We start from the raw sequence: 12991 nt of genomic DNA, 5'->3' as shown, positions 1-12991 counted from the left end.
GTGACGGCGCCCCGCCCACGGACGCGGTCGCGGACTCGGGCGGGCGGGAGCTCAATCCAGCAGGGGGCAGGTGAGGGGGAGGACACGTTCGGTCAGCCGGCCGGTGAGGTGGGTGTCGGTGAGGGCGGCGTCGGTGAGCCAGTCCGCTGCGGTCAGCCGGTCGATCAGGTCCCGCAGTTCGCCGGAGCCGACCGGGACCCGGGTGGCGAGTGCGTTCAGGGTGACGCCCTGGCCGCCGGGTCCGAGGCGCCCCACGTCGTCCGTCCACGTGGCCAGCGTCACGGCGAACAGCCGGGCGCCGGCGGGTGCCTTGGCCTTGCGGAGCTTCTTGTCCGAGACGACTCTCTGGGCCCAGCCGGAGAGCTTGGGCCGTGTCTTCCTGCCGAACGTGAACGGGCCCGTCCCGCCCTCGTCGGGCACCAGGGAGGGGACGGTGACCGGGGTGGGGTTCTCCGGCCGGGATGCGAGCAGGTCGCAGACGGTGCCGGGGAGGGACAGCCAGCCGCAGCCGGTCAGCTGCTCGACCAGGTCCTCCGGGTCGGTCAGGCCCAGCGCGTTGACGTCCTGGCCGACGAGGTTGCCGGTGCCGGTGTGCGCCGTGCGCAAGGTCAGCATCAGCACCAGCAGCCGTGCTTCCGCTCCGGGCAGCGGCGTGTGGCCGGCCACGTGCGCGAGGACGGAGCGCGCGTACTCCCACTGCGTCGGCACGGTCAGCAGGCGCACCACGCCCGGTTCCTCGCCGTCCGGGACACGGCCGGTGCGGTGCTGGTGCTGGCGTCGGATGACGGCGGCGGCCTGCTCGGCACGCTGGGCCTCCAGCCGCAGGGTGACGTCGCAACTGACGTCGGACCAGGTGAGGAAGGCGCGGGCCTTGCGTTCCTGGAGATCGGCCAGCAGCGCCAGGTCGGGCTCGGGGCGCTTCTGGTAGGCGCGGAAGAGGTCACCGAGCTCGGTGAGTTCGTCCCGCAGGGACACGGGCCGCAGGTCGCGCGGAATGACACGCCGGCCGATCCTCGCCTCCGGCGGGCGGCGGCGCCGCGCGGGTACGGGGAGGGGTGCGGGTACGGGGAGGGGCGCCGGACATCCCGTCCGGGTGGTGACCTGCTGGTCGGAGAACTGCGGCGTGCCCGCGCCGGTGCCCGCCGCCGCGGGGGTCGAGCGGCCGGCGGTCCGGGGTGCGGCCGGATGGGAGGTGGCCGCGGTCCGGGCCCCGGGAGTGGCGGCGGCACACCGTGAACAACACTCCAGGGCCTGCCACCAGCGTCCTGCCCGGTCGGTGATCACGGTCAGGACGACCGGTCCGCCGCATCGCCAGGGTTGTTCGGTACGCGCATGCCTGCCGGTGTCGGGGAGGTGGGCGCGGCAGCCGTCGGCCCGGCAGGCGCAGTAGGTGTCGGCTCTGGGGGCGGGGGTGGCGCGCAGGTGCGCCTTCAGGTGGGCGACCGCGGCCGTACGGCCTGCCGCCGCGGAGGGCAGACGCCGCTCGGCACAGGCGGGTCGGCTGCACGAGACGCGCACCTCCGAGCTGCCTCGGCCGACGGGGTCCAGACGCACGGTCCACCGGCGCCCCGGCACCCGTTCGTCCAGCTCGCTCCCTGCGGCGGCCTGTGTCATCCCGTTCTTCCTCCGTCTCCCATGACCTGCGTGTCACCGCCGCTTCCTGTTGTGCCGAGATGTGTTCGGGCGGCGGGTTCACGGTATGCGGCACAGGGGTGAAGGGGGATGAAATCGCACAGGGTGAGGGCTTCCGGGTGACAACGCCGTCCGTTTCGGTGAACCCGGGCTTGACGGCCGTCACGACGACGGAGACGGGTCTGAACCGGCCCTTTCGCGAGCGTACCTGGCCGGCGGGGGGAATTGAGCTGTCGGTCAGCTGCCCTGGTAGATCGTGGTGCACAGCAGCGTGGCGCCGTCGTCCACCCGGGCGGCCCAGTAGCGCGTTTGGTCGCCTGCCGCCCGGCGGCAGTTGTTTGCGTCGGCGCCCGCCGGGGCGCGGTAGACGCCTGTGATGTGCATGATCTGGTTGTACGGGACGGGTACCGGCTCGCGTCGGCAGGCCACGGCCGTCATCAGGGCGAGGGAGATCGAGTGGCCGGACTGCCGGCCGAGAATGCAGTAGCCGGTGTGGTAGACGCGGGTGAGGCAGAGCTTCGTGGTGTCGCCGGTGGTGGCGGACCGGTAGCCCCAGTACGACTTCCCATAGCCGGTGGGGCAGGCCGTGTTGATGGCGGTCACCTGGACCTGCGCCTGCTCGCCGGCGCAGGACACGGGGTCCGGCGGAGCACCGACGCTCCAGTCGACGCTGGTGGTGCCCCCGCGGCCCGTGTCGTGGACCGCCAGGCAGTCGCCGACCGAGATGGCCTCGAACGCCTCTTCGGTGGGATCCGGAGCGGGTGTCGACGGCTCGGGGTCGGGCTCGTCGGTGCTCCTCTCACCGGTGTCGGGGGCATCGGGGGCGCGGACGGTCGGAGAAGGCGTGTACGGGGCCGGGCTGGAACTGGAGGGGGGCGAGTCGGACACCAGGTCCTTCAGCTCCCCCGCGTTGCTCACGCCCAGCCAAGTCAGGATCGACAGGACGGATGCGATCCCGCCTGCCAGCGCCCATAACTTGGCAGTGGAATGATCATCGGATGCGTCTGCCACAATGCCCTCCCCCGCTGAGGCTCAGGAGATGCTAACCATTCCGGCGCCGCTGAGAGCCGAACTCCCTCTATCTCAACTCCGTTGGCCCTCGTTCGAGCCGATCCAGCACCCCGCTGATCATCGTCCGGCCGGATCATCCGCTTATCGTCTCCGTCTACCTGTCCAACGAGCGGTACGGGACGTGGGGTGGGGTGATCAGGGTGACTTCAGGAGAGGGGAGGCGGCCCGTTCCTCCGACGATTCCCCGACCAACGGCACGGTGTTCCTGGAGTGGCGGTGAGCCACGCGGATGTGTATGTACGGGGGGTGTTGTACGGGGAGGGCGGGCGTTCGTCCCCGGTACGGGGGAAGCGGACCCAAGTGGCGCGAACGTTGCGTGTCCTTACAGTGAGTGGTGAGTGACGGTCCGGTGTGGTGCCTGCGGCGGGTTGAGGGGTGGGTGCCACTGTGCGGGTGGGTGAGGTGAGGTCACCGGTGACGGCTCAGGGCAGTGAGGGCGAGACGGGCATCCTGCGGTGCTTCGGGCAGCAGTTGCGGTTGCTGCGGACGAGCAGGGGGCTGACGCGGGCGGAGTTGGGCGCGAAGCTCGGGTATGGCGAGGACATGGTCACGTCGGTGGAGTTGGGGCGGCGCATCCCGAGACCGGAGTTCATCGACCGGGCGGATGCGATTTTGGAGGCCGGTGGGCTGCTGACGGTTATGAAGGAGGAGGTTGCGCGGGCACGGTATCCGGCGTTCTTCCGGGAGGTGCTTTGCGTACACGCCATGCTTCAGCATTTGGCGTCTCTGACAGTTTGAACCACGGCTTCAACTCGGCCAGAATGGCGTCCTCATTCCAGTCCGGCCGAACCCAAGGCGGGTTCCCCACCTGCAAGTCATACCCGCCCCGGGCAAACACCTGCCCGAACTCCAACTCCCAATGGAAGAACCCCTGCCGCTCAGCCACATCCCGAGCAACCCCCGCCCACGAATACCGCGACTCCAGCGAAGTGAACCGCTCCATGCCCATCCACTCGGGCAACTCGTCCTCGTACCGCTCCAGCTCATCAGCGTGTCGAACTGGGCCACCAGCGAGTCTGCCGCCACGTCCTGCGTACCCAACAGCGACTCCGCGAAGTCCAGCCAGTCGTCCAGCGAGGCCAGCGCGATCACCGGTCGCCGCTCGCCCCGGATCTGCTCCTTGCGGCTGCCGCCCCGCGTGCCCTTCGACTTGACCTCGACGACCTGGACGTCACCGAACAGGTCCTCCGACTCGTACGTCTCCCGCGCAGGTACACCCGACTGAGCTGGAACCGGGGCTGAGGCCGAGGCCGCCGTCACAGTCCACCCCGCCGACTGCGAAGCAACCTCCGGCGCCCGCACGTACGCCTCGTGCGAGCCGTCCAGCAGTGCAGCCTCCTGAACTGGCCAGAACCACAGCGCGCACCGCGCGTCCATCAGCGTCTTCAGTCGCCAGTACGGCGTGTCGACCGCCTCCAGGTCGGACTTGACCTTCTCCCTCGGCACCGCGACCTCAGGCGACCGCAGCCAACCATCCTCCGCGCCCCACACTTCAATCCGTCGCGAAATCTCGCGCTCGGAGACCTCCAGCCGGCGCACGACCAGCCCCCACAGGTACTCCGCCCGCCGCGCCAAACCCTGCAACCGCTTGGTCTGCGTGGCGTTGGGCGACTTGGTGATCGCCTTGCGCCAGGCGGCCAGCGCCTTCGCCTCCGCCGGGGCCAGCGCCTTGGCCTCCTTCTCGGCCGCGACCGCGCCCCACTCCTTCGCCGGGAGCAGGAAGTGATGCACCGCCCCCTCAGGCAGCGGCGCCCCCGCCAGCGCCTCTGACAGCGGGAAGCGTTCCGGAGTCGTCCCCAGCCAGCCGCCCTTCTTCAGATGCTCGGCGGAGTACACCTCCCGACGCCCACCGATCAGCGAGTTGCCACGCCGCAGGTGCAGCCCGAACCACGGCGCCCCCATGCCGGGGTGCATCGTGTTGAGCCCTAGCGACACCTCCGCCAGCTCCACCGCCGTGTCGTCGAGGTTCACGCCGTAGGAGTTGTGCAGCGCGATGTACGCCTTGGCCTTCTGCAACTCGACCGCGTACTTCTCCGTGTCGATGGCGACGCCCAACTCGTCCTGCCGCCGCCGCAGATACTCCGCCGCGACCTGGTTGATCGCCTCGTTGAGGAACGCGCCCGAGCCGAGCGCCGGCTCGCAGATCTTCCATTCCAGCAGCTCGCGCGCCTCGGTGACGGTGTCGTCCTGGTCCAGGCGGTGCTGCAAGGCGAGTTGGACCGTCGCCCGGGTCAGCGACTCCGGGGTGTAGTAGGAAGCCGACGTCTGGCGGTCGCGCCCCGACAGGCGGTACACGAACGCGCCCGGCGCGTACCGCACGCGCCCGGCGCGTACCGCACGCGCCGCTCCTCGCCGGTGTCCTCGTCCTTGTGCCGGACGAACACGCTGTCGGGGTACTCGTCGGCCTTCGTCGCCGGGATAAGCCAGGAGCCGTCCTTCGGGTCGCCGTTCTTCGCGACCTCGTACAGCTCCTCGCCCGCGACGAAACCGGAGTACGACATCAGGCCCTCGTACACCGCGCCGAGTTGGTTGATGCCGAGCTGGGCGTAGGAGATGAAGCCGCCGCGCTCGCGCTTCTTGCCGCGGGTCAGCATCAGCAGGCGCAGCACCCGGTACAGCGTCTCGTTGCGCAGCCGGGTGTCGATGAAGCGCTCTCCGCCCTCGGTACCGGCGGGCTCCCCCTCGGCGTCGGCGCGCGGGTCGGCGACGGCGTACCGGCCGATCAGCCGGATCGCGCCCGGCTCGAACAGCTTGGAGTGCAGCGGCTCGAAGCGCAGCCCCACGTCCTCCGACGTCTTCGCCGTCACGGCCTCGGCCGCCTCCGCGTCCACGCCGTGCGTGCGACGCGGCTGGTAGCCCTCCTGCACCTTGCTGAACAGCAAGTCCAACGACTCGTACAGGTAGAACCCCTTGCGGGACTTCTCGTCGACGAGATCCCGCTCGGCGATCAACTCGCCCAGCCGGCCCAGCCCGTACCCCATCTGGTACTCGGTGTAGTCCGAGGGCAGGATGCCCAGCTCCGGGCGGGGCTCCGCGTACAGCAGGAACAGGATCCGGTACAGGTAGCGCAGCGACTCGCGGGTCAACCGGCGGCCCAGCTCGGGGAGTTCCTTGACCTCCTCCGGGCGGACGCCGGCCTCGCGCAGCCGGTCCAGGACTCGTTGGCGATCAGTTCGACGCTCAGCCGCAGGCCATCGCGCAGCTCGCTGGAGACGCCCACCGCGTGCTTCGTCGACTTGTCGAGGAGGGTGGCGAGCGGATTCTCGCCGCCTTCCTCCGGCGTGCGCAGCGAGTCAGCGCCGAACAGGGCGGCCACCGTGTCGAGTTCGCCGCCCGCCTTGGTGCCGTTGCGTTCCAGCACCCGATCCAGGGACACCGCTAGGTAGCGGCCTTCACCCCACGCGGCCCGGTCGGCAAGCAGGACGACGCCGCCGACCAGCAGCAGGACGTAACGCGGGGCGTCTTCGCAGGCGAACAGGAACGAGGCCAGCTTCGAGCCGGTGGTGATCGTGTGCTGGCCGTCCAGGCGCACTTCGTCCAGCAGGCGTCCCGCGCCGTCGGGGGCCAGGGCGTCGTCCGGCTCGGGGGACCAGCCGCAGTCCAGGGCGACCAGGTCCTTCTCCGCGTGCGCGACCGTCACCTCGTACGACTGCTCGGCGCGGACGACCGTCAGCGTGCCCGGCTTGGCGTCGTAGCCGAGGGCGCGCAGCACCTCCGCGTTCAGCGTGCGGACGCGGTCGCGCCACTCGGGGGCGGCGTACGTCACGGCGTCGTCGCCGGTCGCCGCCCGCTCCTCGTCCATCGTGAAGTACGAGCGAGCCGCGAAGTAGGGGCGGCGCAGCGCTCGCAGGCCCGCGCGCGGGGTGACAGGCAGGGCGCCTTCGGGCCGCTCGATGCCGGCGGCGTCCTCCTCGCGCTGCTTCCACTGGGAGAGCAGGCCGGCGCTCGGCACCGTGCCGGCGCATCCTGCCGTGGCGACCGGTCCGGCCACGTCCGCCGCCGTGTCCACGAACAGCACCGACTCGCGCGCGGGGCCGCCCGGTTCGGGCCGTTGCAGCACCCACACCTGGAGTCCGACGTGCAGCGGCACCGACGCGCCGGCCGGCAGGGCGATCACCGCGCGCAGGGCTCCGCTGCGTACCAGCTCCGCCCGTACCCGGCGCTCCGACGCGCGGCCCGCCGTGGCGGGCGGCAGGAGCAGGGCGGCGTGACCGCCGGGAGTGAGATGGGCGAGCGCGTGCTGCACCCACGCAAGCGCCGACTCGGGGCGCGCCGGGACCCCGTACGCCCAGCGCGGGTCGTACGCGAGCGTGTCGTGGCCCAGTCGCGCACGCCGTACGGCGGGTTGCACAGCACCGCGTCGGCGAGCAGGTCGGGAAGGCGTCCGCGCGGAGGCTGTCCGCGGCGCGCACGGTGACCTCGGCCTCCGGAGCCGCCAGCATCAGGCTCACGGCACTGCGCAGGGCCTGCACGGGCAGGTTGTCCTGGCCGTACAGCTCACGCGCTCCTCGGCGGGCGGCTGCCGCGAGCAAGGTGCCGCCGCCGCAGGCCGGGTCGAGGACGCTGGACGGACTCCCCGGAATCAGACGGGCGAGCAGGTCCGCGAGCGGTGCGGGGGTCAGATACGCACCGGACGCGGCGCTGTCCTCCAACTCCCGCTCCGCGAGCACGCCGAGGGCGGCCTGGCCTCCCTCGTCACGCACACACGCGTACAACGCGCGCAGCACCGCCGAGTCGCCCGCCCCGAAACGGACGGGACCGGCGGCCGGCATGGCGTCGGCCGCGGTCTCGGCGTCCCGCCGCGCGTGCGCGACGAGATCCGTGTCCGGCGATTCCGTGACGGCTGTCAGTGTCTCGGGTGAGTGCCCCGCCGCCGCGAGGACCAGGAGCAGCAGGCCCTGCGACACACCGCTCCCACCGCTCTGCGCGCGCAGACGCAGCGTCGTACGGAGCTCCTCCGACGGGGTCGCCGCCGAGACGTGACCGCGCGCGGACAGCCAGGCGCGGACGGACTCAAGGTCGTACAGCGGACTGCTCTCCGTGCCGCCGGACGGCGCGGGGAAGTCCTCGTGCCGGCGGCGCCAGCTGCTGACCGTGGCGCGCGTGACCCCCGCGATGCGGGAGATCTCGGCGGCGGTCACCTGCGCGGATGACTGGGGCATGGCGGCAGTCCTGAGCCTCTCCGGAGTGAACAGTCAACAACCTACGGTTTGCCGTGTTCACCGACACGAGCTTCGACCGCGCGAGAGGCGACGACGGGTCGGCCGTGGCGTCCTTCGGGCACCTCTTACTAGCCGACGCCGTGAGTCACCTACGTACCGGCCACCCGCTGGACGCTCCCGCCGCTCGGCAGGGGACCGGTGAGGTCCGGGTCGCCGAACTCCGCTCGCAAGGCCTGAAAGGCGGTCACCTTGTCCTCACCGAAGCGGCGGACGTGGGCGGCGTATTCATCGGGGGAGAGGAACGCCGACGGCCTGGACTTGGTGTGGAACTTGTCCGCGTACATCACCAGCCTCTCCTCCTCCGTCTCCGCCAGGTAGTCGGCGGGAGGGAGGGGCAGACCTTGGCTCGCGATGTCGTGCCGCGTGAGGCCCACTCCGGTGTGGTGGGAGCAGAAGCGGCGCAGGGTCTCGGGGAATCCCTCCGCTTCGAGGATCTCGTGGCCGAGCAGTCCGTGTCGGACGTAGTTCTCGTGGTCCAGCCGTCCGTCGGCCCCGTAGAGGCGGTAGACGCCGATGTCGTGAAGGAGGCATCCGGCACGGACCAGTTCGGCGTCGAGGTGAGCGAGGTGGGGCGCGGAGAGGAGTTGCTCGGCGATTCCCCAGACGATCTCGCAGTGCGTGTGGACGAGCGTGAACGCCTCGGCGGTGGGTGCGTGCTTCTCGTGCAGCACTTGGATCTCTGCGGGGCCCGGAATGCTCACCGGAGGAGCGTAACAACCGCCGATGCCGCTTGGTCGGCCCTTCCCATGTCACCTGTTTCACACGATCGGATGATGCTGCGGAGAAGCGGGCTCGGGCCGGCTTCGCGGGCCGTTCGAGCTGGTGACGGGGAATTCTCGTCCATTGTCATCACGGCAGCGGGAGCACACCATGGGCCTGCACTTCCACCGCAACCCCGACGGCACGACCACCGGGCGCAACGAGGCCAACGGCTTCACCGTGACGCATGCCGAAGAAGAAGAGGTGAAGCGGCTGTTGTATGAGGACGCCGGGTGGGAGTACACGCCTCCACCCCCTCCGGTTCCGCCTGGCTTCCATCGGTTCTCGTTGGTGCACGACGAGTTCCGGGCCTCCGGGTTCGGGGAGGAACGGTATGCGGGGCTGCGGGCGCGTCCGCCGGAGGGGTGCGTGCCGGTCGACTCGGGGTGCTTCGCCCTGGAGTGCCAGCGGCCAGGGAAGACGCTCATGGACGCGGTCGCCGGTACCGTCGCGGAGGTTCGCCGAGAGCACGGGCTGGTGATGAACAGCCTGGGTGTGGAGAAGCCCCACGAATGGTTCGACGCGGACGACAAGAACGGATACGCAGCGGAGATCGTCGCGCACTTGGTGCTGATGGCCGCTGACCGCGCCCGACTGCTCGGGTATGGGCGTAAGGATGTGGTCCGGCTACTCGATGCCACGGGGATCGAGTAGCCAGTGATATCAAGGGACATGAAGAGCACGCCTCACGACAGGGTGGCCGGCCCCGGGGCGAAGTCCGGGTCCACTTGGGCGGCCAGGTCCTCTCCCGTGCGGGCGTCCGCCCACGCTCGGGCGTTGCGCAGGTGGAATTCCACGGCGTGGCGGTGGAGCCGGTCCCAGTCGCGGGGGTGGGAGTCGACGGCCTCGCGCAGCACGCGGAGGGCGTGGAGGTTGTGGGGCTCCAGAGACGCCAGTGCGTCCGGGCCGGCCTCGGTGCGGCCCTGTTCGGCCGCGCGGACCCAGGGGGAGTGGACCAGGTAGGTCAGGAGGTCGTCCCCTACCTGGTCCTTGAGGAAGAGGAGGTCGTCCTCGCCGGTCACCTTGTTGCCGATGACCGCGATGCGGATGCCGAACTGTTCCGCGTGGTCGCGGTACTGGCGGTAGACGGAGACGCCCTTGCGGGTGGGTTCCGCCACCAGGAAGGTGAGGTCGAAGCGGGTGAACAGGCCCGAGGCGAAGGCGTCCGCGCCCGCCGTCATGTCGACCACGACGTATTCGCCGGGGCCGTCGGCCAGGTGGCCGAGGTACAGCTCGACCGCGCCCAGCTTGGAGTGGTAGCAGGCCACGCCCAGGTCGGACTCGTCGAACTCGCCCGTCACCATCAGCGGTACGCCGCCCGCGCGGCCGACGTGCCGGGTGTGGAGTTCGTCGTCACCGAGCGGGTGGAGGAGGCGGGAACCGCGTCCCGGTGGGGTCGTCTTGATCATGGCCGCGGGGGACGCGATGCGTGGGTTCGTGCCGCGCAGGTAGTCCTTGATCGAGTCCAGGTGCTCGCCCAGGGGAGGGGCGGACACCTCCGCGGGACCGAGCGCCTCGGCCAGGTGCTGGTTGATGTCGCCGTCGATGGCGAGGACCGGGGCGCCGGAACGCGCCAGGTGGCGGGAGAACAGCGCCGACAGCGTGGTCTTGCCGCTGCCGCCCTTGCCGACGAACGCGACCCTCATGACCGTCCCACCTTTTTGAAAATGGATGTCATGTGGTTAGGTTTAGGGAGTGATCGTCACCACTGTCAAATCGCTTGGGCCGTTCGGGGTCACCTTGATGCAGACGCCTTGATGCATATGCTGTGCAAGTGCGTGTCAAGAGCATCAAGCGTCCCGTCCGTTTCCTCGCCGCCCTCGTCCTCCTCCCGGGCCTGGCCGGCTGCTTCGTCTCCCCGCCGGGGGAGTCGTCGTCGGACGGCGGGCCGTCGGGCTCGCGGCTGCGCGTCGCCCTCGCCTTCCCGCCCGCCGAGAACTTCTCGCCGTACGGAGCCGATGCCACGCTCCTCAGCCGGCTCGGCGTCACCGAGGGTTTGACCGCCCTGGACGCCAACGGTGCCGCGACCCCCGCGCTCGCCCAGTCCTGGCGCCGCGAGAACGACCGCACCTGGCGGTTCACCCTGCGCGAGGCCACCTTCCAGGACGGCACGGACGTCACCCCGTCCGCCGTGGCCGAAGCGCTCAACCGTGCCACGAAGGCGAAGCCCGTGCCCGCCGCCCTCGCCGGTGTCACCCTCGACGCCGAGGCCGACGGCAGCCGCGGCGTACGGATCACCACCGGCGCGGCCGATCCCGTCCTGCCCATGCGCCTGTCCAGCCCGACCCTGGCGGTCCTCTCCCCGAAGGCGTACGGGAAGAAGGGCGCCCCCACGCCCGTCGGCACCGCCACCGGGCCCTTCGAGATCACCAAGGCCGACAGCGGCGGATCCGCCACCCTCGACCGCTTCGACGACTACTGGGGCGGCCTCGCCCACGCCTCCGGCATCGACGCGCGATTCGTCAAGGACGGCACCGCGCGCGCCAACGCGGTGCGCAGCGGCGACGTCGACATCGCCGAGGCGATCCCGGTCGCCCAGGCCGCCACCCTCGACAAGGAGACCCTGAAGGAAGCCGGAACCACCCGGACGACCAGCCTCCAGCTCAACACCAGGACCGGCCCCTTCAAGGACCCGGAGGTGCGCGCCGCCGCGCGCACGGCGGTCGACTCCTCCGTCATCGTCAAGGGCGTCTTCGAGGGGTACGCCGACCCGGGCGCGGGCATCTACGGACCCGCGGTCACCTGGGCCGAGAGCAGGCGGGTGAAGCCGACGGGGCGCGTGGCCGCCGCCCGGCCCGACGGCACACGGATCACCCTCGCCACCTACGACAACCGGCCCGAACTCCCCGAGGTCGCCCAGGTCGTGCAACAGCAGCTCGAAAAGGCCGGATTCGAGGTGAAGCTGCAGGTGCGCGAGTACTCGCGGCTGGAGAGCGACGCGCTGGAGGGGAAGTTCGACGCCTTCATCGGCGCCCGCAACAGCCTGCTCGACACCGGCGACCCCGTCGGCATCCTCGCCAGTGACTACACCTGCGACGGCGGCTACAACCTCGCCCTGCTGTGCGACCGGAAGGTCGACCGGGCCGTCGCGAAGGCCGACGGGACCGACGGCACGGGCGAGCGGCAGGACGCGGCCATGGCCGCCGAGGCCGCGGTCCTCGGCACGGACGCGGTCGTGCCGCTGGCCCACCAGCGGATCATCGCCGGCGTCTCCACCGACGTCCGGGGCGTCGTCCTCGACCCGTACGAGCGGGCCCTGGTGGGCACCGGGACGCGGCGCTGAGATCGTCGTCTGCGGTCGGGAAACGTAGACTGGGCACGGTGGTCATGCCCGGCACCTTCGGTGGGAGGTGATGCGCGATGACACAGGACGGCCGGCTGCGACTGCATCTGCAGCGCACCCTGAACGGATCGTGCCCGGTCGTGTTCCGCGAGCTGACCGACCCCCGGGAACTGGCCCGCTGGTGGGGGCCGGACGGGTTCACCATCCCGAGTGTGGAGAGCGACCTCCGTCCGGGTGGTGCCTACCGGATCGCGATGCAGCCCCCGGAAGGTGAGCTGTTCCACCTGGTGGGCGAGTACATCGAGGTCGAGCCCCCGGTGGGCCTGTCGTACACCTTCCGCTGGGAGGATCCCGACCCCGAGGACCGGGAGACCGTGGTGACGCTGTCGCTTCACGACATCGACACCGCGCGGTCCGAACTGGTCCTCGACCAGGGTGACTTCGCCACGGAGCGGCGCCGGGCTCTCCACGAGGAAGGCTGGAGCCAGGGCCTCGGCAAGCTCGGGGAACTGCTCGCGGCACCATGGGATTGATCACTGTCCGGATGCCTGACCAGTGCTGCCCGCCGGGACCGGTCAGGCGGGCAGCTTCGTGTCGATCACGCAGCTGATCTCGACCGCCTGTCCCGGGAAGGTGAGTTCCGTGACGCCCAGAGCCGTGCTGACCGGGCGATGGGCGCCGAAGTAGGCCCGGTTGCCCTCCGCCACCGCGTCGGCGTTCTTCACCAGGTCCACCACGTACAGCGTCTGGGAGACGATCTGGTGGCGTGTGACGCCGTAGTGGGCCAGCACCTTGTCGATGTTGGCGTAGGTCCCCGCCAGCTGAGCGGCGACGTCGTCCTCGGGGTCAAAGCCGCCCGCGTCGTCGAACGAGAGCTGTCCGGAGACATGGATCAGATCGCCGGACCTGATCGCCTGCGCGTAGCCGAAGTGGTTCTCGGCCGGGATGCCGTGGTCGTAGACATCGATCGTGGTCATGGTTGCCGTCCTTCCGTTCCTCCCGCGGAGCGCGCGGTCACGCTCTC

Annotated in this window: 9 protein-coding genes and 1 pseudogene; 4 read left to right on the top strand and 6 right to left on the bottom strand. The window is 70.7% G+C overall.

Features of this window, described 5'->3' with window-relative positions:
- Nucleotides 1-51 precede the first annotated feature (51 nt).
- On the bottom strand, nt 52-1614 hold the full coding sequence (locus CCL05_RS10330) for a hypothetical protein (RefSeq protein ID WP_086560216.1): 1563 nt from the start codon (nt 1612-1614) through the stop codon (nt 52-54).
- 255 nt (nt 1615-1869) lie between these two features.
- A complete protein-coding gene (locus CCL05_RS10325) occupies nt 1870-2550 on the bottom strand; it encodes an LppU/SCO3897 family protein (RefSeq protein ID WP_086560215.1) in 681 nt (226 codons plus the stop codon).
- Nucleotides 2551-3078: 528 nt separating this feature from the next.
- Here CCL05_RS10325 and CCL05_RS10320 point away from each other — a divergent pair.
- Nucleotides 3079-3441 carry a helix-turn-helix domain-containing protein gene (locus tag CCL05_RS10320; RefSeq protein ID WP_425275903.1) on the top strand — a complete coding sequence of 121 codons (363 nt, stop codon included), beginning with the start codon at nt 3079-3081 and terminating at the stop codon, nt 3439-3441.
- Here CCL05_RS10320 and CCL05_RS47425 read toward each other — a convergent pair.
- Both CCL05_RS47425 and CCL05_RS10305 read right to left on the bottom strand, forming a co-directional pair.
- Nucleotides 3395-7865: pseudogene (locus tag CCL05_RS47425) on the bottom strand (N-6 DNA methylase); the annotation flags it as partial. The gene CCL05_RS10320 and the pseudogene CCL05_RS47425 sit on opposite strands and share 47 nt — an antisense overlap.
- Before the next feature lie 149 nt (nt 7866-8014).
- On the bottom strand, nt 8015-8626 hold the full coding sequence (locus CCL05_RS10305; protein ID WP_086560214.1) for an HD domain-containing protein: 612 nt from the start codon (nt 8624-8626) through the stop codon (nt 8015-8017).
- Nucleotides 8627-8795: 169 nt separating this feature from the next.
- Here CCL05_RS10305 and CCL05_RS10300 point away from each other — a divergent pair, with 169 nt between their 5' ends.
- Nucleotides 8796-9338, top strand: coding sequence for a hypothetical protein (locus CCL05_RS10300; RefSeq protein WP_086560213.1), 543 nt, complete (start codon nt 8796-8798; stop codon nt 9336-9338).
- Nucleotides 9339-9370: 32 nt separating this feature from the next.
- Here the strand turns inward: CCL05_RS10300 and CCL05_RS10295 are convergent, their stop codons facing one another.
- The gene (locus tag CCL05_RS10295) at nt 9371-10330 is read right to left on the bottom strand and encodes an ATP-binding protein (protein WP_086560212.1); all 960 of its coding nucleotides are present in this window, start codon (nt 10328-10330) and stop codon (nt 9371-9373) included.
- A 122-nt stretch (nt 10331-10452) separates the two neighbouring features.
- On the opposite strand from CCL05_RS10295, the gene CCL05_RS10290 reads away from it, so the two are divergent.
- The gene (locus CCL05_RS10290) at nt 10453-11967 is read left to right on the top strand and encodes an ABC transporter substrate-binding protein (protein WP_086560211.1); all 1515 of its coding nucleotides are present in this window, start codon (nt 10453-10455) and stop codon (nt 11965-11967) included.
- A gap of 77 nt (nt 11968-12044) precedes the next feature.
- A complete protein-coding gene (locus tag CCL05_RS10285) occupies nt 12045-12500 on the top strand; it encodes an SRPBCC family protein (protein WP_086560210.1) in 456 nt (151 codons plus the stop codon).
- Nucleotides 12501-12542: 42 nt separating this feature from the next.
- Here the strand turns inward: CCL05_RS10285 and CCL05_RS10280 are convergent, their stop codons facing one another.
- The gene (locus CCL05_RS10280; RefSeq protein ID WP_086560209.1) at nt 12543-12944 is read right to left on the bottom strand and encodes a RidA family protein; all 402 of its coding nucleotides are present in this window, start codon (nt 12942-12944) and stop codon (nt 12543-12545) included.
- Between the last annotated feature and the right edge of the window lie 47 nt (nt 12945-12991).

This window comes from Streptomyces africanus (assembly GCF_002150735.1).
GTDB classification, from domain to species: Bacteria; Actinomycetota; Actinomycetes; order Streptomycetales; family Streptomycetaceae; genus Streptomyces; species Streptomyces africanus.
This window is presented reverse-complemented; position numbering and strand designations above follow the sequence as displayed.

Coding starts and splice junctions, on each gene's coding strand:
- CCL05_RS10300 (WP_086560213.1), top strand. CDS start 8,796: ATGGGCCTGCACTTCCACCGCAACCCCGACGGCACGACCACCGGGCGC.
- CCL05_RS10280 (WP_086560209.1), bottom strand. CDS start 12,944: ATGACCACGATCGATGTCTACGACCACGGCATCCCGGCCGAGAACCAC.
- CCL05_RS10285 (WP_086560210.1), top strand. CDS start 12,045: ATGACACAGGACGGCCGGCTGCGACTGCATCTGCAGCGCACCCTGAAC.
- CCL05_RS10330 (WP_086560216.1), bottom strand. CDS start 1,614: ATGACACAGGCCGCCGCAGGGAGCGAGCTGGACGAACGGGTGCCGGGG.
- CCL05_RS10295 (WP_086560212.1), bottom strand. CDS start 10,330: ATGAGGGTCGCGTTCGTCGGCAAGGGCGGCAGCGGCAAGACCACGCTG.